Origin of the sequence: Antarctobacter sediminis, from assembly GCF_019218285.1 — a bacterium.
GTDB classification, from domain to species: domain Bacteria; phylum Pseudomonadota; class Alphaproteobacteria; order Rhodobacterales; family Rhodobacteraceae; genus Antarctobacter; species Antarctobacter sediminis.
Genome location: NZ_JAHUZG010000002.1, coordinates 1,088,198 through 1,110,810 on the forward strand (window position 1 = coordinate 1,088,198; position 22,613 = coordinate 1,110,810).

A 22,613-nucleotide genomic window follows, 5' to 3' on the forward strand; every position below is an offset into this window, starting at 1 on the left:
GGCCCAAGGGTGGCATAGTGAGTTCAGGCAGGACACAGGCGGGCGCCGGAACGGGCGCGGGCGCGGCGGGACAGGTTGTCTTGCTGGGCTGTGGCTTTGTGGCGGATCTGTACATGCAATCCTTGCAGGTCATGCCCGGCATTCAGGTTGCCGGTGTCTGGGACATTGACACGGCGCGCCTGCAAACCTTTTGCGCCCATTGGAATCTGCCCGCACGCGCATCTTTTGACGACCTGCTGACCAGCGCGCCCGATGCCCTTGTCCTGAACCTCACCAATCCCGACGCGCATTTCGAAACCACGCAGGCCTGCCTTCAGGCTGGCCGCCACGTCTATTCCGAAAAGCCGCTGGCCATGACGATGGATCAGGCCCGCGCCCTGCACAGCCTGGCAAAGGACCGGCGCTTGCTCCTCGCCTCGGCCCCCTGTTCGGCATTGGGTGAGGCGGCGCAAACCCTTGGTCAGGCCCTGCGCAACCAGACCGCCGGCACCCCGCGCGCCATCTATGCCGAGCTTGACGACGGTTTTGTCCCGCAGGCGGCCTATCGCAAATGGCAGTCGCAGTCGGGCGCGCCCTGGCCATTCGAGGATGAGTTCCGCGTTGGCTGCACGCTCGAACACGCGGGGTATTACCTCACATGGTTGATGTCGTGGTTCGGATCGGTGCGCACCGTGGTTGCGGCTTCGGCGGAGACGATCCCCGACAAGGAGGGCCGCGGCCCCTTTGCTCCGGACCTGTCGGTGGCGACGCTTTTCTTTGAAAACGGGCCGGTCACGCGGTTGACCTGTTCCATCGCCGCGCCGCACAACCACGGCATCCGCATTGTCGGTGACAAGGGTGTGCTGTCCTGCGATGCCGCGTGGGACAACGCCGCCAAGGTCAAATTCGCCCGCCGCATGACCCTGCGCCGCCGCCTGATGGAACACCCGTTCCCGCGCACCCTGCGCATCCCGCAGCCCACCCACCCCAAGGTGAAACGCTGGGGCGCTGCGGCGATGAACTTCATGCTTGGTCCGGCCGAAGTGCTGGACTCTCTGCGCGAAAACCGCCCCTGCCGCATGTCGAACGATTTTGCCCTGCACCTGACCGAAGTCACGCTGGCGATCCAGAATGCCGGTGAGGACACTGGCGCCCAGCGCATGACCACCACCTGCCAACCGATGGAGCCGATGCCATGGGCGATGTGATCCGCGACGACTCGCGCCCCGCCATCGTCATCACCGGGGCCAACGGCTTTCTTGGCCGCGCCTGCGTGGCCGAGGCCCGCAGAATCGGCCTCGACGTCATCGCGCTCTACCGCAGCAGCGCGCCAGAGGATTGGGCCAGCGACAGCGGCATCACCCCCGTGCAACTGGACCTGACCGCCCCGAACGCGGCGCAACGCCTGATCGACGCGATGCCCGAGGATTGCGCGATCATCCATGCCGCCGCGCATCTGGGTGACGATCCCGCCCGCGTGGCCCGCGACACGCTCAATGCCACGCGCACCATCCATACCGTCTGGAAAGCGACCGAGTCGCGCCTTGTGCTGATCTCGTCCCTTGCGGTCTATGACACCGAAACCCTTGCCCCCGGCGCCTTGCTGGACGAGGCAACGCCGCTGATCCCGCGCCCCGCCCGCCCCGAAGATGCGCGCGACGCCTATGCCGGGTCCAAACGCCTGCAAGAGGCGATGTTCCTCGAAGAGGACGATCTTGAAGACGGCTGGATCCTGCGGCCCGGCGCGCTTTGGGGTCCGGGGCGGACATGGCACGCCTTGCAAGGCTTCTGGGCATCCCGGCTCCTTGTCACCATCGGGTCGCAGGGCGAACTGCCGCTGGCCCATGTGGACCTATGCGCGCACATCGCCATTAGTGCCGCGCTGACCTGGACCCCCGGTGCGGGCATCCTCAATGTGTTTGACGATGATCGGCCAACCCGCGCCCGTTTCCTGCGTGCGCATCGCCGCTGTCACGGCTGGCCACGCCTGAACCTGACCGTGCCCTATGGGTTGTGGCTGGGGCTCGCGGGTCTGCTGAAACCCGTTTCCGGCAAGCTCCCCGGCCTTTTGCGTCCGGAAATCCTGCGCGCAAGGCTGATGCCGCTGCGGTATCCGAACGCCACCATGCGCAGCGCCTTTCCCGGCGAAGACCGCGACACCTTTGAGGGGTTGATGGCCCGCACGGTGGAGGGCAGCCCGTGACCCTGCCCCGGCTTGCCTATCTGACCGGGGAATATCCCCGCGCCTCGGATACCTTCATCCAGCGCGAGGTCGCCGCCCTGCGCGCCTTGGGCCATGTGGTCGAGACCTGTTCGATCCGCACCACCGGGGCGGAACATCTGGTCGGTCCCGAACAGCGCGAGGAACACGCCCGCACCTTCAAAGTCTTGGACGCCTGCAAGTCCCCCGCCCGGTTGATCGCCGCCCATCTGCGCTGGATGCGGCGACCGGGCCGCTACCTGAACACGCTGAAACTGGCGTGGCAAACCGCACCAAAGGGACTCAAGGGCCGGCTCTACAACCTGATCTACTTTCTTGAGGCCGGAGTGCTGGCGGCGCATCTGGCCGACAAACACGTTGAACATCTGCACAACCACATTGCCAAGGCCTCTTGCACGGTGGCCATGCTGGCCTCGGATCTTTCGGGCATCCCCTACAGTTTCACGATCCACGGGCCAGACATCTTTTTCGAACCGCACCACTGGCGGATCGACGAAAAGGCCGCCCGGGCGCGATTCGTCGCCTGTATTTCGGACTTTTGCCGCTCACAGCTAATGTGTTTCGCGGATCAGGGCCATTGGGACCGGTTCCATATCGTGCATTGCGGCGTCGATCCCGCCCGGTATGGCGCGGCGCCACATGGCGACAGCGACAAGCTGCACCTTGTCTTTGTCGGACGGCTGGCCGGGGTCAAAGGCGTTCCCATCCTGCTGGACGCGCTGCGCAACCTTGCGGCGGACATCCCCGGAATGCACGCGACCATCATCGGCGATGGCCCGGACCGCGCCGCGATCGAGGCGCAAGCTCAGGGCTTGCCTGTTGCCTTCACCGGCTATCGCTCGCAATCCGAGGTGGCGGAAACCCTCGCCACCGCCGACCTGTTTGTCCTGCCCAGCTTTGCCGAGGGCGTCCCCGTTGTCCTGATGGAGGCGATGGCCTCGCAGGTTCCGGTCATCACCACGCGCATCGCCGGGGTGCCGGAACTGGTGGAACATGGCGCGTCCGGCCTTCTGGTTGCGCCCGGCGATACCGAAGGGTTGGCAAAGGCCATCCGCGCTTTGGCGGACGATCCGCGACAGCGGGCCGAAATGGGCACCACCGGTCGCCGCAAGGTCGAGGCGGAATTTGCCATCGCGCAAGAGGCCGCCTGGCTCTCGACGCTGTTTCAGGGCTATGGCGCAGGCCAGCCCCCCCGGGGGAAACGCCCATGACCCCGGTGGATGTTGTCCTGATCGGACGGAACGAAGGCGCGCGGCTGGTGGCGGCGCTGGCCTCGGTGCGGGGGCAGGCCCGGCGGATTGTCTATGTCGACTCCGGCTCCACCGACAACAGCATCGCCGAGGCGCAAAAGGCTGGCGCGCAGGTGGTGGAACTGGACATGTCCCTGCCCTTCACCGCCGCCCGCGCCCGAAACGCGGGGTTTGACGCGCTGGACGATCCGCAGATCGTCATGTTCATCGACGGCGATTGCGCCCTTGCCCCCGGTTTTCTGGATGCCGCCCGCGCCCATCTTGAGGCTGCCCCCCAGCTTGGCCTTGTCACCGGCTGGCGGTCGGAAATCCATCCTCAGGCCTCGGTCTATAACGCCATCTGCGACTGGGAATGGCACCGTCCCGCCGGGCCGATCGACGCCTGTGGCGGCGACATGATGGTCCGGGCAAAGGCGTGGCGCGGCATCGGGGGCATGAACCCGCAAGTGATTGCCGCCGAGGACGATGAATTCTGCACGCGGCTGCGCAAGGCCGGTTGGCGGCTGGAGCGTCTGCCGCTGGACATGACACGCCATGACGCCGCCATGCTGACCTTTGGCCAATGGTGGCGCCGCGCCATCCGAACCGGCCATGGATTTGCGCAGGTAGGCCACATCCACCGCGAGTATTTCCGGACCGAACGCCGCCGTGTCCTGATCTTTGCGCTGGCCTTGCCGATGCTGTTCCTTTTGGGGCTGTTCCTCAGCCCTTGGCTTTGCCTGCTCGTTCTCGCGCTATTCGGCGTCAGCCACCTGCGGTCGATTCGCGGCCTGCGCGCCGACGGGCTGTCCGCCCCGCTGGCGCATCGGCTTGCCGCGCTGCTGACGCTGTCGAAATTTCCAAACCTGATCGGCATGGTGCGGTTTCACGCCCGGCGGCTTTCTGGCGCCGACATGCGGATTATTGAATACAAATGAGGTCTTAGCCCATGACCACCCCCATCCGCATCGGATTGATCGGCGCCGGATACATCGCCGACTGGCATGCCGAGGCCCTCCGGGCCACGCCCGGCGTGCAGATCACCGCCGTCTGCGACCTGTCCGAATCCGCCGCCCGCGCCTTGGCCGATCCGCTTGGCGCGAGGGTGTTCACAACTGTCGACGAGCTGATCGATTCGAAGGCCTGCGACGCTGTCCATATCTTGACGCCGCCAAATATACATAAGGATATTGCGACTCAGTGCCTCACAGGCGGACTCCACGTGCTTGTGGAAAAACCTGTGGCTGAATCCGCGGATGAGACCGATTCGATCCACAGGGTGGCGGTGGAAAGCGGGCGACGTTTCCATGCCGGGCACAACTTTTTGGGGCTGCCGTCTTATGAGCGGATGAAGGCAGCGTTGCAGGCCGGTGACTATGGCCGCATCTCCTCGGCCGAAATCACATGGGCCCTGCCGTTGGCCCCGCTGCGCTCTGGTCCGTTCAACCTTTGGCTCTTGCGGCAGCCCAGGAACCTTCTGCTGGAGCTGGGTCCGCATCTCGTGGCCTTTGCCCATGACCTCTTTGGCGAGGTCGAAATCCTGCATGCCCACGCAGGCCATCCCGTCATGCTGCCGGGCGACGACCCGCGCCCGCAAAGCTTTCGCATCCTCGCCCGCGCCGGTCATGTCGATCTCGTGTTCACGATGGCCATGGTCGAAACCGTCGATGACCGCTCGGTGACGCTGCGCGGCTCCTCCGCCCGGGCGCGGCTGGACTTTGCGCAGGACGTGCTGACCGTCGAACGGGAAAACGCGGCCGATCTGGTGACAAACCCGCTGAAGAAACAGCTCGAACTCTCTCGCCAGCACCGGCGCGAGGGGCTGGCCAACGCCTGGACGCAGTTGCGCTCGCTCAACACGCGCAATCCCTATGGGCTGTCCTTCCGGGGCATGAATGCCGCCATCTACGGCGCGCTCGCCTCGAACGCCCCGCAGGACCCGCGCTTTTCCGGCGAAAGCGCGGTCAGGGTCATGCGCACCATCGACGCCATGATCGAGAAACTCCCGTCCCGGACGCTGCAAACCGCCGCCCCCGCCGTGCAGACCCGTCCACCGAAACCCACCGCGATGGTGATCGGCGGCACCGGCTTTATCGGTCGCGCCCTGACCCGCCGCCTTGTCGCCGAAGGGCGCGATGTGCGTGTCCTGTCACGCGGGCGGTCTGGCCCTTTCCCGGACCTGCCCGACACTGTCGAAACGGTTTCGGCCTCGTTGCATGACCTGGACGCGCTGACCGAGGCGATGCAGGGCATCGAGGTGGTCTTTAACCTCGCCAAGTCGCTGGACGGCACATGGGCCGATTGCCTGAAAAACGACGTGGGCGTCGCCCTGCGCGTGGCCATGGCCAGCGAACAGGCGGGCGTCAAACGGCTGGTCTACACCGGCACCATCGCCAGCTACGACATGTCCGACCCCAATGTGCAGATCACCGAAGACACCGGCTTTGCCGAGGACATGACCGACCGCAACCTCTATGCCCGATCCAAGGCCGAATGCGAACGCAAGCTGCTGGAACTGCACCGCGAAAGGGGCCTGCCGCTGGTCATCGCGCGCCCCGGCATCGTCGTCGGCCACGGGGGTCCGCTGCAACATTGGGGCATCGGGCGCTGGCATGGCGCGGGGGCGGTGCGCATCTGGGGCCACGGGCGCAACATCTTGCCCTTCGTCCTGATCGACGACGTGGCCGACGGGCTGGTGCGGATGATCAACGCGCCGGTCGAGGGTCAAAGCTTCAACCTTGTCGGCGAACCGATGTTTTCGGCCCGCGGCTATTTCAACGCGATCCACGAGACTCTGGGGGCCAGGATCCGCGTCGTGCCGGGCAATCTGAACGCCTTTTATGCCTCGGACGCGGTGAAATACCTGCTCAAGAAATACGCCCTGCGGCGTCACGGGGTCATTCGCCCTTCGCTGGCGGACTGGAAAAGCCGCGCACATTTTTCGCCCTTCGTGAACAGCCTCCCGAAGAAGGTGCTGGGCTGGCAACCAGAGGCGGACAAGACGCGTTTTGTTGAAAAGGCGATCACGCGGGCCAATCTATTTGGCTTCTGATGCTGCGGGCACAGGTCAACAATACTTGGGATTCGTCCTTATTCTGGCCAGAATTGGCTGTTTAAACCAAGATCGAGTGACTTCCCCAAGGGAAAGCCACCAGATCAAAGCATAGACCATGCGGCATGGGGCCGATGGGAAAGGGGCAAACCTGTGGGACCGGACAGGCAGGCACTGAACATTCAGTTACTGGCCAATCAGGTCACGGAGCAGGGGGCATGAACATGATGGACAGCCCGAAATTCCGCCGCAAACACCGCACGGCCACCGGGCCGCGCACCGTGTCCGATTCCACGCCCCCGGTCCCCCCGATGGACGATCTCGCACGTGAGGCCGCGCGCCGCCGTGAATTGGCCGCAGAACAAGCCCGTGCCGAAGCACAGGCCGCCGAAGCCGCCACGCGCGAAAAGGCGCGGCGGAAAGCCGAGCTTGAGGAAATGGCGCGGGCCGAGGCGCTGCGCCGGGTCAAGGCTGCCCGCGCCCAACGCGAAGCCGAAGCACGGCAAGCGGAGGATGCCGCCCGCAAAGCCGCAGACGAGGCGCGCCGCGAGGAAGAGCGCCTGCTGGCCGAGGAACGCGCCGCAGAGGCGTTGCGCCGGGAACAAGAAGATCTGGCGCGCGCCGAAGAAGCAGAGCGCCGCCGCGCCGCAGAGGCCGAGGCCGCTCGCCGCGCCGAAGAAGAACGCGTGGCCGAGGATTTGCGCAAAGCCGAAGAAAAACGCGTTGCGGAACGCGAAGCAGCCGAAGCCGCGCGCCGTGAAGAAGAACGTCGCCGCGCCGAACAAGCCGAAGCAGAGCGCCGCGCCGAGGAAGAGCGCGTAGCCGAGGATCGCCGCCGCGCGGAACAGGAGGAGGCCGACCGCCGCCTTGCCGCCCGGCAAGCCGCCGAAGCCCGCGCCGCCGAAGCGCTCAAGGCGGCCACGCCGCCCTTGTCCCTGACCGATATGGTCCCCGTCACCGGGCGGCCGATCCAGCCTGTGCCGGAAACACCGGCGGAGCCGGAACCTGACGCACCCCACATGGCCCGGGTCGAGTCCACATGGGCCGCCCTGCCGGAACTCACGGTCGACAAGACCCACCTGAATCGCAATCGGATCATCACCGCCAGCCGCGAAGACCCGGCCCACGCTGCTTTTGACGTATTGCGGACACGGCTTTTACAGGCCCTGCACGAAAACGGCTGGCGACGGGTGGCGATCACCTCTCCGGGGAAGGAATGCGGCAAGACCTTTACCGCCGCCAACCTTGCGGTCAGCCTGTCACGGCAGGAAAACTGCCGGACGTTGCTGTTGGATCTGGATATGCGCCGGCCAAGCCTGCACCGGGTCTTGGGGATCGAAAAACCAGGGTCGCTGGGCGACATGCTGCGGGGACTGACAGCACCCGAGGCGCATCTGCGCCGCATGGGCCGCAACCCTGTCAACGCGGGGCGCAACATTGCCTTTGGTCTCAACGACCGGCCCGAACCCTATGCATCGGAATTGTTGCAGGACCCACGCACCGAGGAATGTTTTCAGGCCATCGAAGACCGGCTTGCCCCGGACGTGATCCTGATCGACCTGCCGCCGGCACTGTCCTACGACGACGTGATCGCGGCGCGTCCGCTATATGATGGTGTCTTGCTGGTACTGGGCGGCGGTTTGACCACCGAACGCGAAGTGACCGAGGTCGAGCGTCGCCTTGGCGGCGACATGCCCATCCTCGGCATGATCCTGAACAAGGCCGAAGGTACCGAACTGGACCGCTATACCTATTGAACCCTTAGCCGCGGATTGTCCGGGGCAAGAAGCGGCCAAGCAGCTCAGCCATTGCCGGTGACCGGTCCCAAAGAAGCCTCAGCCCCAAACCGAACACGGCAAAGATCGCCAACAGCTTGGCCATGAACCTTAGCCCGCCGCTGCGCCGGTCCTGCCGGGTGCTGACCACCGGGATGGCGACAACCGGCTGCACCCCCAAGACACGCTCCATCTGGGCGGCGCTGCGGATGGCGGGGTTCAGGGTTTCGATGGCAAAGGCAAGGGCCAGCGCCACCATCACGCTGACCATCCCGCCCATCATCGCCAGTTTCTTGCGGCTGCGCGAGATAGAGTATTCGGGCACCAGCGCCGTTTCCAGCGCCTCGAAACGATCAGTTGCCTTGCGATCCTCCAGCAACTGGCCAAGTTCGGCCTCGGCCTTGCGGCGGGTCGTGACCTCGTATTGCTCGCGCAGCTTGGTCATCTCGCGATCCAGCCGGTTGAACTCGCGCTCGACATCAGGCGCGCCTTCGATCAGCACGTTGAGTTGCGCGATACGGGCGGCGATCAGGGCCTTTTGCTCTTGCAGGGCGGCCACCTGGCGGTCGCGCACTTCGACCCGGGTCCGGTCTGTTGCAGTTTGCAGAGTCAGGATCTGCTGATCAAGGTCCAGATCCGTGTCTCGCAGACTTGCCAGTTGCGAACGCAGGTCGGCCACTCCGCTGGGCAATTGTTCCGCATTGGCGCGCTTGAACTCAGCGATCTGCGCCTCCAGCGCTTCGATCTCGGCGCCGACGCGCGCCTCTTCGGCCGCAAAGAATTCCAGCGTATCACGGGCCCGGCGGACGCTGCGCGTGCGCGACTGGTCGATCACCGTCTGCATCAGGTCATTGGCGACATCCGCTGCCTTTTGCGGATCGTCAGATTGCACCGTGATCATGAGACCCGACGGCGCGTTGGCCCCGGCCCCAAAACCCTGGGTCTGCGCAACGAGTTGCTGAATGCGAATAGAATCCCGCATCCTGCCGACCCGTTCATTCATCGTCATCGCCGGAACGTCCGAGAACAGATCATGCTTTTCCATGATCTTCACTAGGTTGTCGCGCGCCATCAGGCGTTGTTCGATCAAACGAACCCGGCGTGCCGCATCGCTGGTGGCCGCCGCCGCCCCGGCCAGTTGGTCCGGGACCTGCGCGTCTTCGATCTGCACAACCGCGGTGGCTTCGTAGATCTTGGTCTGCCCCATCGCATAATACAGCGAGGCAAGGCAGCCCAGAAAGGTCACCACGAGGATCAACAGGGCACGGCGTCTGAGCGCGGCGAAAACCTCGCCGATCGACTGGAACTGGGTCATGTCACAACTCCCGCAAAACCGCCCCCGGTGCGGAGACAGCGCATTACAAAGCACGCCATCTTCCCGCCCAATTTAGCAAATCTGCCTAAATTTCGCCACGACTTGGCTTGGTAAATGCCGGAAACAATGCGTGTCCGATGTGGGAACCAGCGCCATATTTCCGCCGCATTTTCAGAAAGATACATAGGATCACCGTGCAAAAGTGGCAAAATGTAGGCAAAACTCAGGAAGCGGGCGCTGGCACGGCGCAGAGAGACAGGATCAACCCGCCGCCAGTCGCCTGTTGCAGCGGCAATTCGGCCCGCGATTCGGGCGGAAATGCGGCAACCTCAGGGTGAGAGGTAAAACGGGCGCATCCGCGCTCCATGTCCACGCGCAGGCCGTGGAAACCAAAGACGAGGCGCGCGCGCGGGTAATGCGCCTTGTAGGCGGCCTCCTTGGCCGAGAAGATCCGCCCAGCATGGCCGCCCCGTTGGGCCTCCGGCAAACCCGCCAGTTCTTCGGGCAGGCAGATTTCAGAGATCAGGTCCGGGTCCAGCGGTGCGTCGCTTTCAAGGTCGACCCCCAAGGCAGCGAAGGCCGTTGCCCGCGCCACGACCGCAAGACACAGCCCACCGGCGTGACTGATGCTGCCGACAAGCCCAGCGGGCCAGACCGGAGCCCGGTCCGGCGCCATCGGCACAGGCGCAGGCGGCAAGCCAAGCCGCGCCATCGCCTGTCGCGCCGCGCGGCGTCCGGCGGCAAATTCGGCACGGCGGGCAGGCTGCGCGTTGGTCATGGCCGCGGTTTCGTCAGGAAACAACCCATGGTCCCCTGCTTCGGCCATGCCCCAGGCCATAGCCTGCGGCGTCCCGATCCGGTGGATCAGGCTTTCGAGGTCTGCAAGACCCATGCCCTCATGCCCTGCGACGTGCACGCATTTCGCGACGACGCGCCATGGCATCGCTGCGCGACTGCGCCCGCGTTACCGTCGGTTCCGATGCCGCTGGTGCGACTGGCTGCGCAGGGGACGCGACCGGGCCATCGATCAGCCCGGCGACACGCTCCGCCAGATCGCCAAGCACCGGGAAGCGGAAGATATCAGTGATCGACAGCTTTGCCGCGCCCAGTTCCTCGCGAATGGCACGGTGGGCCTGCACCGCCAGCAGGGAATGCCCGCCCAGATCAAAGAAACTGTCCCGTGCGGTGGCCGTCACGCCCAGCGTGCGCTGCCAGATCGCGGCAATTGCCAGTTCGACAGCCTGCGCATCGCCGCCACCCTTCGGAACAGAGATCGCAACCGGCGCGGGGGCCACCGCACGCCCCTGCGCCGCCGGCGCGGGCAGCGCCTTGCGGTCCACCTTTTTGTTCGGCGTCAGGGGAAAGCTGTCCAGACGCATAAATCGCGCCGGAACCATAATCGCGGGCAGATCGCGCGACATGGCGGCCTTGAGCGCGGCCTCTTCCTTGGCGCCGCCGGTGTAATAGCCCACCAGGCGCAGATCCCCCGGCACATCCTCACGCGCCATGACCACGGCCTGTGTCACATCCGGCAGCGCCTCAAGGCAGGCCTCGATCTCGCCAAGTTCGATCCGGTGGCCCCGCAGTTTCACCTGATGATCGACGCGGCCGACAAAATCGATCCGGCCGTCGGCGCGTCTGCGCACAAGGTCTCCGGTGCCATACATCCGGCCCCCGTGGAACGGGTTGGGCACAAAACGCTCTGCCGTCAGGTCCGGCCGGTTCCAGTATCCGCGCGTGACCCCCTCACCGCCGATCCACAATTCACCCTCCTGACCGATACCCACCGGAGCGCGGCTTTCATCCAGCACATAAAGCTGCTGGTTCGCCAGAGGCAGCCCGACATTGACCACCGCCTCGCCGGGTTCAGCCCGGGTGCAGGACGACCAGATCGTTGTCTCTGTCGGGCCATACATGTTGGTCACGCTGGCCTGCGTGATCTCGGCAAATTCCGCGACCAGCGCGCCGGGCAAGGGCTCTCCGCCCAAGTATACATGTTGCACACCCTGCAAGGCAAAGCGGGCCTCGTCGTTCATCGCGATCATCCGCGCCATCGAAGGCGTGCATTGCAGATGGGTCACGCCGTGGCGCACGATCTGCGCGGCGATCGAGAAATCATCCGCCTCCAGTTCAGGCGCGCCACCGGTCTGCGCGACCACCTGCGCCAAGGGTTTCAACCCGTCCAACACGGTCTGACGGTCGATGCCATAGTCGATCAGGCAGGCGATTTCGGTGACGCCGATGGCCTGCACCTCTTCGACCCGCTTCAACGCGTCCTCGACCGTTCCGAACAGGCCGCTGTCGTTGAAATAACGTTCAAAGGCAAAGTCGAGGATCGCGTCCAGCTCCTCTGCCTCCAGCCCGTCCAGTTGCAGATCAAAGGCGTTGGACACACCTTCGGGCCGCTTGAACGCCGGGAAAGCCCAAGCGTATTGCTTGATCAGCGCGGCAGCCGAACGCAGGTAGGCCTTCATCGGTTCACGCGCGATTTCGCGGGCATGGTCGCGCGTGTCGCTGAGAAAGCTGTGCAGCATCAGCGTAACTGTGAAATCCTTGGGATCGTGACCCGCCTCACGCAGCGCGGCGTGGTACAGTTTGATCTTCTCGCCCACTTCCTCGACCGACTGGCCCAGCAGATGGGTCAGAACGTTGCAACCCGCGCGACCGGCCTCTTGCCATGTCTTTGGATTGCCCGCCGTGGTCACCCAAGCCTGCAACTCTTTCGACACCGGGCGTGGTTGCGTCACGACCTCATGGATCGAGCCATCCTTGCGCGGGAAGCCCACCGCCTCTCCGCGCCAGAGCTTCCGCACGATTTCAAGGTCGCGCATCATGGCGGGTTTGTTTTCAGGCGGGGTATTTTCCGGGCGCAGCACGAAATCATCCGGCTGCCATCCGCTGGCAATTGCCATGCCTGCGCGGCCGTTGGTCAGGTTGTCGATCACCGCCCATTCCTCGGCGATGCGGGCCGGGTGATGCAGCGGCGCGACAACCGAACCGGCGCGCACGCCGATGTTCCGGGTCACACCGGCAACCGCGGCCCCGGTCACCGATGGGTTCGGATAGGGGCCGCCAAAGGCATGGAAATGCCGCTCGGGCGTCCAGACGGCCACAAAGCCGTTTTCATCCGCGAATTTCGCACCTTCCAGAAGCAGGCCGTATTTATCGCGCCCCACCCCATCGTCATTGCCCCAGTAGTACAGCGAAAATTCCATCCCGCCGCCGCGCGGCATCGGCCCCTTGGAGATCAGCCCGCGATCTTCGTCCCCCGTCAGCACCACCGTCAGCCCGCGCGCCGTTGTCCAGAACAGCTCTAGCACCGAGATGTCAAAGGACAGCGACGTCACCGCCAGCCATGTGCCACCATCGTGGGGGATATGGGAATCCATCCCTGTATAAAAATTGCATACATTGCGATGCTCGATCATCACGCCCTTGGGTTTGCCGGTCGAACCGCTGGTGTAAATCAGATAGGCAAGGTCCGCGGGCCCGCTGGTTTCGGGCAGGTTGCCTTCGGGCTGCGTGGACAGGCGCGGTTCGGCATCAAGCACAAGAAGTTGCGCATCATGACGGGGCAGCATCGGTTCGACCGACGCCTGCGTGACGATCACCCGCGCGCCGCTGTCTTCGACGAAATGTTGCAGGCGGTCGGCGGGATAGTTCGGGTCCATCGGGAGATAGGCGCCCCCCGCCTTGAGGATCGCCAAGGCCCCGACCATCAGGTCGACAGACCGGCGACAGCACAGGCCCACGACCTGCCCCGCGCCAACGCCCATGCCTTGCAGCATATGCGCGGCACGGTTGGCGCGGGCATTCAGGTCGGCATAGCTAAGGCTTTGGTCCTCGAAGATCAGCGCCACGGCATCCGGTGACCTGGCCACCTGCGCCTCAAAGGCGCGATGCATGGTCAAGGTGCGGTCATGGTCGGTGTCGGTGGCGTTCCAGCGGTTCAGAACCATGTCCCGCTCTGCTTCGGGCAGGCCGGTGCCAGTAAATTCCAACCGCGCGGCCAAAAGCTCGGCCATGGCGGGCGCAATCCGTCCCCTGTCGTAGGACAGGCGCGGCTGGTCCCCAAGGATCACGGTCAAAGCGGTGCCGGGCACATGGCCCGCGCCGTCGACCGCAACGCCGATCTGCGGCATCTCGGGCCAGCTGAGTTCGGGCGCGCGGGCGGGCAGATCCGTGGCCCATGGCCGGGGCCGGTCGGTCGATCCGGCGCGCAGGGGCGACCAGGGGGCGACCAGACCGCTGCCTGCGGCGGCTTCCAAGGCGGCATCCGCCCAGGCCAGATCAACGGGGTCTTGCCCTGTCACCTGTTGCGCCCAACGCGCCACCTGCGCCATGGCTTTGCCCGGCACCAGTGACAGCGCACGGGTTTCCAGCGCGGTTTCACCCTCACCCAAGCCGCTGATCTCGGCCGGGTGCAACGCGGCCAGAACCCCGCGCAACGCGGTGTCCGAACGCGCGACCTGCGCCATGTCCGGGACCGCAGGCATGGACAACACGTCGCCGACCGACGCGATTTCATTGGCCGGAACCGACGCACCGCAAATCCGGGTCAACCCGCCAAGCACCAGCGCATGAGAGCCGCAGGCCACGGTCAACCGGTCCGTGCCAGCCTCCAGCACGGTGCCGGGTGCCGCGTGCGATTCGGTCAGGCGGGCTTCGCCCACCAGCCAGATGGCCCCGCGCGCCGCGATCTTGGGCAGGCACAACGGGTTCCAGTAGGGGCCGAAATCCAGCGCCCGCACCAGCCGCTCAAGCTCGACCGCGGGACGCGTGAAATCCAGCAGGCCGAAACCCTCGGGCCGCTTGGCCCGCGCGTGATAGCTCCGCCCGGACAGGTCCTGCGTCTGGCGGATCAACACACCGCTTTCCAGCTGGTCCAGCAGCGCAGGGAAGGATCCCATCGCCGCCTCATAGGCTTTGGTGTTCAGGGTCAGCGCCGTATCCTGCGCGCCGATGTCGAACCCGGCCTGCACAAGGATGTCACCTTCATCCACGCCGCCCTCGACCAGATGCCATGTCACGCCGTGGCGTGCCTCGCCTTCGATCAAGGCCCAGACCGGCGCGTTCAACCCCGCATGGCGCGGCAGCGGGCCATCATGGAAATTCACCGTTCCCCTGGTCGGCAGGGCCAGCACCGCATCCGGGATGATCGTCAGGTTGGCGATGGACAGGAGCCAGTCGAACCCGCCGGGCAAACAGGTGGCCAGATCGCCGCCCGGCACCTGCACGGACAGGCCGCGCCCTTCGGCCCAGCGGCGCACATCGGTGTTTTTGGTGACGACGCAGGTGATCTTGTTGCCGCGCGCCAAGGCCATCTCGGCACATTGCACCAGAAGGGATTCATTGCCCCAAACCACGCAGGAAAAAGCCATGTCCGTCACTCCGCTTGTGCTTCAGCCGCGACGCGCACCCCGGTCCGCGTCGCATCGCGCTTTCCCGGCAGGGGCCGGAACAACGCCTTGAAATCATGGAAAACCAAATCGCGCAGGAAATGCGGCGGATCGGCAGGTGTCTTGCCCTGCACCAGCACCCGCACCCGCCAAAAAGCCCCGCCCAGCGCGTGCATCACCGTCGCCAGCGCCGCGTATCCGCGCCCGTGGTTCTTGGAAAAAAAATGCCAGCGGCTGTCCAGCCAGAAGCCGGGGATGCGCTGCCATTTCTTCATGCCCGTGGACACCGACCCGATATGCGCCACCTCGCTGTCGCGCACGTAATGGGTTTCATGACCCGCCCGCGCCGCGCGCAGGCAAAGGTCCGTTTCCTCGAAATACAGAAAGAATGTCTCGTCAAAGAGGCCGATCCGATCCAGCACGCTTTGCCGCATCATGATCGACGCCCCGGCCAGCCAGTCGACCGGCCGGGTCTCTTCTGGCAGTCCGATGGGCACGGATTTGCCACGCAACAACCGTGAGACCGGGCCGAACCGCATCGCCCCTTCCAGTTCAGACCAGATCGAGGGGAACCGAAAGGCGGTCACATGCGGTACGCCGTCCTCGCCATGGATATAGCTGCCCGCGAAACCCGCTTCTGGGTGTGTTTCCAGATGGTCGTGGAGGCGCCGGATCGCGTCCGGCGCGGGAAAGGCATCCGAGTTCAGCAAATAGACGTAGTCGGGCGCGCGGCCATCGCTCATCCCGGCGCGAATGCCCACGTTGTTGCCAGCGCCGAATCCACCGTTCACACCGGACTGGATCACCCTGACCGGTGCGGCCCGCGCCCAATCCTCGGTGCGCAATGCCTCGGTGATGCGCCCGAACGATCCGTCGCCGCTGTCATTGTCGACCACGACCAGTTCGGCCTCCAGCCCCTGCATGGCGACAAGGGCCGCGCGGACCGAGCGCAGTGTCATGTCGGCGGTCTTGTAATTCAGCGATACGACGAGAACCCGTGCCATGCCCGTCACTCCGCCGCGTGGCCGGGAAAGGCCACCACTTCGCCGTGGCCCTCTGAATCCGCCTCGGCGCCCTCGATGGCTTCCCGCATCAACGCGGCCAGCACGCGGACGTTGGGCTCCAGCACCATGCTGTCATGATCGCCGGGCACCTCATGGACCTCGACCCCCGGAACCATCAGGCCCCAGTCGTTGTCATGGGTCACATAGGTCCGTTCCGAATTCACCAGTGCCCCTCCCGAAACCGTCCACTTGCCGGTCAGCGGAGGCCGGTACAGCACAACGCGCCCATCCCATGGCCGCACCTTGTAGGCCGCGATGGCGCGGTAAAAGGCGGCTTCGATCTCGGCATTGTGGAAGGCATGGTCGGCCCCGGTTTCCACAGTCTGGCGGCGCTTGGCGAACTCCCACGCGATACGGTTCCTTGCCCACAGCAGCGGGTACAGCGGTCCTTTCTCACGCGCCTTGTGCCACTGGATGATCGCGCGATCACGCCGCGACAGGGGCCGGCGCTGCGGCAAGGGCGTGTCCAGCATCACGACAAGCGAAACCTCCTCACCCATCATTTCCAACTGATGCGCGATCTCATAGGCGGTGATGCCCCCGCCCGAGAAACCGCCCACCATGTAGGGCCCCTGCGGCTGCACCTGCCGCATCTCTGCGATGTAGTCGCGCGCGGCCTCTTCGATGCTGTCGTGCGGCGCTTCGCCCCCGTACAGTCCACGCGCCTGCAACCCGTAGAACGGCCGGTCCGCGCCCAGCAGATGCGCCAGATGCCGCAGGTTCAGCACGTTTCCGAACATGCCCGCAATCAGGAAGAAGGGACGCCGCGCGCCGCCGTCGCCGTCATGCATGGGCACCAGATGGGTAAAACGGCGCACCGGGGCCTTGGGCGCATCCGAGGGGTCCGCGCCCCCTTCGACCGGACCGATCTGCGCCTCGATCAGCGCCGCGCATGTGCGGATCGTCGGCGCTTCGAACAGGACGGAAATCGGGAAATCCACCTTGAAGGCCTTTTTGACCATGGCGAACAGGCGCACCGCGATCAGCGAATGCCCCCCAAGGTCAAAGAAACTGTCTTCGGCACCCACGTTGGACACCCCCAACAGATCCTGCCAGAATCCCGCCAGCCGTTCCTCGACCGGACCTTCGGGCGCGACGTAATCGCTTTGGAGTTGCGGGCGTTCAAAGCTTTGCGTGGCGCTGTTCTCGGCGACCGAGGCCGCAGTCTGCCGCACCAGCGCATCCAGATCCATCGACGAAACAACCACCTGACGCGCGCCAAGGGCCAGCGCCCGGTGAAAGGCCTCGGCCCCTTCGGCGGGCAGGATGCCCTGACTGAGGTTGTGGGCCAGACGTTCCTCGGCCGGGGACAGCGGTTGAGCCGTATCGCCGCCCTCTGTCTCCAGTTCCGCAGCGCGCAACGGCGGGGCCGATTTCAGCACGTCGGCACTGTCCAGACGCCGGATGGTAAAGCCAAAGATCTCGACCAGAACCTGCCCCGCGGGATCACACAGGGTCACGTCAAAGCTGGCCGTTTCGCCATCCGCCCGGTTGCGCGCCGCGTTGCGCACCCAAGACACCACCTGGCCGGACAGAGGCGCATGAACGCGCACCGACGCATAGCGCACCGGCACCCAAAGATGCGTTGGCTGATAGCCTTCGATCAGCTCCATCGCCCAACCTGTGGCAATATCCATCAGCCCCGGATGCAGCGGCATCCCGGGGGCCGATGCATCGGCAGGCAGGGACAGATCGGCGATACCTTCGTCGCGTCCCAGCGCCCGCGAGTCCAGAACCTTCCAGCTGGCACCGAAATCAAGGTGTACTTCCTGCGCGGCCTTCAGCTTGGCCCCGGCGCCCTCGACCCGCGCAGGACAACGGGCACGGATCGCATCCAGATCCAAGGCAGGCGGTTGCGCCAAGGGCATCAGGGACAGCGCGCCCTGCGCGGTCAGCGCAAACCCCTGCCGCCCGTTCAAGGTGGCATCGGCAAGGACATCGAACCCATAGCCTTCGTCTGTGCGCGACAGGCGCAGGCGCAGATCCCGCGCGCCGCCATCAGCCACGCGCAAGGGCCGCAGGAACGACAGATCCCGGATCTCGAACCCGCCGGCTTCGCCATGCGCCGCCAAGGCCTGTGCCGCCAGTGACAGATAGCCGGTGCCCGGCAACAGCGCATCGCCCGCCTTGGTCCGGTGCTGGTCGATGAACCAGTCGGTCGAGGCGTATTGCGCGCGGAACACCCGGTTGCCGTGATCGTCGAAGGTCGCCTCGGTCAGCATCTCTTGCGCCACCGGCGACACCGGAGGTTTGGGCAAATCGCCGGATCGCGCGGCCACGGCCTCGGCCGCCATGCCGACCTGATTCCAGATGCCCCAGTTGATCGCCACGATCCGGGTCTTGCCCGACCGCGCCTTTGCAAAGGCGTTGAGGAACTCATTTGCGGCCACATAGTCCACCTGCCCGGCAGGCGCGGTAACGGTGGAGGAGGACGAAAACAGCGCCATCCAGTCCAGCACCCCGTCCGGAAAGACCTGCCCCAGAACCTCGGTCCCGTGGATCTTGGGGGTAAAGACATCTTCGACGCTGGCGGGCGTCTTGGTCAGCAAAGGCGCATCGTCGATCACGCCCGCGCCATGAATGACCCCGGTGATCGCCCCAAATCGGTCTTCGACAGCGCGCCGCGCCGCGTTCATCTGGCCAAGGTTACAGACATCGGCGGCCACAACCATAACGTCGGCCCCGGCGTCTTCCAGCGCCTGCACCGCATGGATGCGGCGCGCAACAGAATCCTGCGGTGCATGGCGGCGCAGATAATCCTCCCACGCGGCCCGCTCTGGCAACGGTTTGCGCGCCAGCAGCGCCAGCTTTGCACCGCGCGCGGCCAGATCCTGCGCCAGTGTCAGACCGATCCCGCCAAACCCGCCCGTGATCAGCACCACACCGCCGCCGGGCACCTCCGGCACCTCTGGCAGGGCCACGGGCCTCATCGCGCATTCAAAGCGACGTCCGCCGCGCAGCGCGGCAATGCGGTCGCCGGGTTCGGCCTGCAATTCCTCGACAAGCCGCGCGGCCAGCGTCGCCATCTCGGCCTCTTGCGCCGCCTCGGCCTTGCCACGCGCCCACCACGAAGCTTCCACGGCACCGGGCAAGACCACGTCCAGCGTCGAAACCGTCATGCCGGGCAATTCGCGCGGGATCACCCGCGCAGGCCCCGCGATCGTCGCCTTTTCCGGATAAGGCAGCGCCTCGTCTCGCAGCTGCGCGGCCCCGTTGGTGACAACCGTCACATGCAGGGGACGCGGCAGTCCCTCTGCCTCGACGGCCTGCGCAAGGAACATGAGCGCATAGAAACCCTGTTCCTGCACACGGTGGAAAAAGCTGGACCCGGGGCGGTGGCCTTCACCTTCGGTCAACAGCCAGAAATGCCCGATCCGCGTCGGCACGACGCCCCGCGCCGACAGGTCCTGCAACAGCAGATCGTAGCCTTCGCGGCCCCGCTCCGGCGCAAGGACATAGCCCTCGCCCACTCGGGCAAAGGCATCACCGGGGCGCACCTCGATCACCGTGTCACCGGCCGCCCGCAAACGCTCCGCCGCGCGCGCCGCAACGCCCGCCTCGTCCATGAACATCAGCCAGCACTGGCGCGGCGCCTCTTCCAATCCGTCCAGAACATCGTATTCCACCGGGGCCGAACGCGGCCGCCAGACCGGCTGCCAGCCCCAGTCCTCCACCGCGTCGTTGCGCATCAGATAGGCTGGCGCGCTGTCGGATACCGCGGCACCGGGGGCAATGAAATAGGGGCTGCGCTGAAAGGCATAGGTCGGCAGGACCACCCGGCTCCGCCGCGCCTCACCCCAGATCTGGCCCCAGTCGATCGCGACGCCCAGCGCCGCCAGACGCCCCAGAACCTCGAACATGTGCTTGTCGTCGGCAATCGCCTCTTCCGGGTGACGCAGCGATGACAGGACCTGGTTGCCACTGACCAAAGGATGCTGCCGTGCCAGCGAGGTCAGCGCCTTGCCCGGCCCGACCTCCAGCAGAACACGGTTGTCCGCCGCCACGGCCCCCACGCAATCCGCAAACAGCACCGTCCCGCGCAGATGCGCCACCCAATACTCCGGGTCCACGGCCTGTTCCGCCGTCATCAGGGTGCCAGTCCGGTTCGAGGTCAACGGCAACCGGGGCGCGTGCAACGGGATCGACCGAAGATAGTCACCGAATTGCGCAAGGATCGGCTCCAGCATCCGGCTGTGCGCGGCAATGTCGATACCGATCCGGGTACATTGCACCTCGCGCCGTTCCAACTCGGCCTGCAAGGCTTCCAGCGCCGCCTGCGGCCCCGAGGCCACCGACAGATCCGGCCCGTTCACCGCCCCAAGGTCCAACTCTTCACCCAGCAAGGGCAACAGATCCTCGGCGGGCAGACCAACCGACAACATCCCGCCCGCCGGCACCGTATCGAACAGCCGCCCGCGCAGATGCACCAACCCGATGCAGTCCTCAAAGCGCATCACACCCGCCAGGCAAGCCGCGGTATTTTCCCCCATCGAATGCCCGGTCAGCGCGGCCGGCATCACCCCCCAGCTCATCCACAACTGGGCCAGCGCATATTCGGTGATCATGATCAGCGGCAATTGCAGCGACGGCGTCAAAAGCGCCGCGTCCGCCGCGGCCTCCTCCCCGCGCCCGGGCAGCCAAAGCGCGCGCACGCCCTGCTTCTTCTTGGCCGAAATACTCTCAGCCACATCGCCGCCGGAAATCCGGTCAAGGTGATCCAGCCCCCGGTCCATCCATTCGGCAAAGACCGGTTCGGTCTCGTACAGGTCCCGCGCCATGCCGGCATATTGCGCGCCGCCACCGGGAAACATGAACACCACCTCGGGACGGTCCAGCGCCTCGTGATCGAAAACCCGGCGCGCCTCGGCGCCTTCCAGCAGGCGCGCGGCTTCTTCATGGCTGTCCGCCACCACGACGCGGCGCTTCTCGAACGCGCGGCGGCCCTCTTTCAGGGTCCAGGCCACATCGGCCAGATCCTGTTCCGGATGAATCCGCAGATGCGCTGCCAACCGCGCCGCGTTCTGGTCCAGTGCCGCCTTGTTGCGGCCCGAAACGGTCAGGATCTGGAAAGGCCAGTCACTGGCTTCGCTGGCGGCGCGCTCCGGCGCTTCTTCCAGCACCACATGCGCATTGGTCCCGCCAACGCCCAGCGAGTTCACCCCGGCGCGGCGCGGATGGTCCTTGCGCGGCCAATCGGCCAACCGGTCATTCACCCGAAAGGGCGAGCCTGCGAAATCAATCGCCGGATTGGGCGCCTCATAGCCCAGCGAAGGCGGCATCTGACGGTTGTGCAACGCCAGAGAGGCCTTGATCAACGAGGCGACCCCGGCCGCCGTATCAAGGTGTCCGATGTTCGTTTTGACGCTGCCGATGCGGCAATGATCGACCGCGTCGGATGTCTCGCGAAAGGCCTGCGTCAGGGCGGCAACCTCGATCGGGTCGCCAAGGTAGGTGCCCGTACCGTGGCATTCAACGTAATCCACCGTGTCCGAAGTCACGCCCGCAATCGCCTGCGCCTCGGCCACGGCAATGGCCTGCCCTTCGACCGAAGGCGCAAGATAGCCCGCCTTTTGCGCACCGTCGTTGTTGACCGCCGATCCCTTGATGACCGCCCAGATGTGATCCCCGTCAGCCACTGCATCCGCAAGCCGCCGCAGCACAACAACCCCCGCGCCCGAGCCGAACACGGTGCCTTCGGCGCGGTGATCGAACGCATGGCAGGCCCCATCGGGCGACAGGATCTCGTTTTCCTTGTAAAGATAGCCCCGCCCCTGCGGCAGTTCGATGGTCACACCGCCCGCGATGGCCATGTCGCATTCGCCGTTCAGCAGCGCCTGCGCCGCATAATGGGTCGCCACCAGCGACGTTGAACAGGCGGTTTGCAGGTTGATCGACGGCCCTTGCAGATCCAGCACGTGGCTGAGCCGGGTCGTCATGAAATCCTTGTCGTTGCCGGTATGGCGCAGCAGGAACATGCCGGTGCTGTCCACCAGGTCCGGGTTGGAACAGACGTTGAAATAGAAATAGCTGCCCATGCCGCAACCGGCAAAGACACCCACCTGCCCGTCGAAAGTCTCGGGGACATGGCCGGCCGTCTCCAGCGCCTCCCATGCGGTTTCAAGGAACTGGCGGTGCTGCGGATCCATGATCGCCGCTTCCTTTGGGGAAAACCCAAAGAACTCGGCATCGAAATGTTCGAAATCCTCCAGCGGCGCGGCAAAGGGCACATAGTCGCGATGCCGCATCAGACCGGGGTCTTCGCCAGCTTCGCGCAGGTCTTCTTCGGACAAACGGCGGATCGAGGACACGCCATCGCGCAGGTTGCGCCAATAGGCAGCGATATCCTCTGCGCCCGGCAAATGCGCCGCCATACCCACGATGGCAATATCGTTTTCGCCTATGCGGTCCGCGTCATCCGTCATACCTGACCTCAAATGCATGCGCGCCGCCACCCGTGGTCACAATTGACCGGGAAATGCGGCGATTTTTAGGATAACTCGCCCCATTTGCCCCAAATTGGGAGCGGACGAGAGGATAATACGAAAGGAATCCGAACAAAGCGCCTATCCTTTCGGGACT

General features: G+C 65.3%; 11 protein-coding genes. 6 read left to right on the forward strand and 5 right to left on the reverse strand.

Annotated features, from left to right (window positions below; translation table 11 throughout):
* Positions 1-17: 17 nt before the first annotated feature.
* The 6 genes from KJP30_RS13165 (at position 18) to KJP30_RS13190 (ending at position 8,238) form a co-directional block, all read left to right on the forward strand.
* Positions 18-1,187, forward strand: coding sequence for a Gfo/Idh/MocA family protein (locus tag KJP30_RS13165; RefSeq protein WP_224874177.1), 1,170 nt, complete (start codon positions 18-20; stop codon positions 1,185-1,187).
* A complete protein-coding gene (locus KJP30_RS13170) occupies positions 1,175-2,182 on the forward strand; it encodes an NAD-dependent epimerase/dehydratase family protein (RefSeq protein ID WP_218449731.1) in 1,008 nt (335 codons plus the stop codon). The genes KJP30_RS13165 and KJP30_RS13170 overlap by 13 nt, the downstream gene beginning before the upstream one ends.
* Positions 2,179-3,411, forward strand: a complete 1,233-nt coding sequence (locus tag KJP30_RS13175; protein ID WP_218449732.1) for a glycosyltransferase family 4 protein — start codon at positions 2,179-2,181, stop codon at positions 3,409-3,411. Before KJP30_RS13170 ends, KJP30_RS13175 begins: the two co-directional genes overlap by 4 nt.
* Positions 3,408-4,367, forward strand: a complete 960-nt coding sequence (locus tag KJP30_RS13180) for a glycosyltransferase family 2 protein (protein ID WP_218449733.1) — start codon at positions 3,408-3,410, stop codon at positions 4,365-4,367. The genes KJP30_RS13175 and KJP30_RS13180 overlap by 4 nt, the downstream gene beginning before the upstream one ends.
* Positions 4,368-4,378: 11 nt before the next feature.
* The gene (locus KJP30_RS13185) at positions 4,379-6,481 is read left to right on the forward strand and encodes an NAD-dependent epimerase/dehydratase family protein (RefSeq protein WP_218449734.1); all 2,103 of its coding nucleotides are present in this window, start codon (positions 4,379-4,381) and stop codon (positions 6,479-6,481) included.
* 218 nt (positions 6,482-6,699) lie between these two features.
* On the forward strand, positions 6,700-8,238 hold the full coding sequence (locus tag KJP30_RS13190) for a CpsD/CapB family tyrosine-protein kinase (RefSeq protein WP_246594488.1): 1,539 nt from the start codon (positions 6,700-6,702) through the stop codon (positions 8,236-8,238).
* 4 nt (positions 8,239-8,242) lie between these two features.
* Here the strand turns inward: KJP30_RS13190 and KJP30_RS13195 are convergent, their stop codons facing one another.
* The 5 genes from KJP30_RS13195 to KJP30_RS13215 all read right to left on the reverse strand — a co-directional run bounded on the left by KJP30_RS13195 (position 8,243) and on the right by KJP30_RS13215 (position 22,456).
* Entirely contained in the window at positions 8,243-9,571 is a 1,329-nt protein-coding gene (locus KJP30_RS13195; protein WP_218449735.1) for a GumC family protein, read from the reverse strand.
* Between the two features lie 223 nt (positions 9,572-9,794).
* Positions 9,795-10,463, reverse strand: coding sequence for a 4'-phosphopantetheinyl transferase family protein (locus KJP30_RS13200; protein ID WP_218449736.1), 669 nt, complete (start codon positions 10,461-10,463; stop codon positions 9,795-9,797).
* A gap of 4 nt (positions 10,464-10,467) precedes the next feature.
* A complete protein-coding gene (locus KJP30_RS13205; RefSeq protein WP_218449737.1) occupies positions 10,468-14,952 on the reverse strand; it encodes a MupA/Atu3671 family FMN-dependent luciferase-like monooxygenase in 4,485 nt (1,494 codons plus the stop codon).
* 5 nt (positions 14,953-14,957) lie between these two features.
* Positions 14,958-15,974 carry a glycosyltransferase family 2 protein gene (locus KJP30_RS13210; protein WP_218449738.1) on the reverse strand — a complete coding sequence of 339 codons (1,017 nt, stop codon included), beginning with the start codon at positions 15,972-15,974 and terminating at the stop codon, positions 14,958-14,960.
* A gap of 5 nt (positions 15,975-15,979) precedes the next feature.
* Positions 15,980-22,456: a type I polyketide synthase gene (locus KJP30_RS13215; protein ID WP_218449739.1), complete on the reverse strand. Its 6,477-nt coding sequence runs from the start codon at positions 22,454-22,456 to the stop codon at positions 15,980-15,982.
* Between the last annotated feature and the right edge of the window lie 157 nt (positions 22,457-22,613).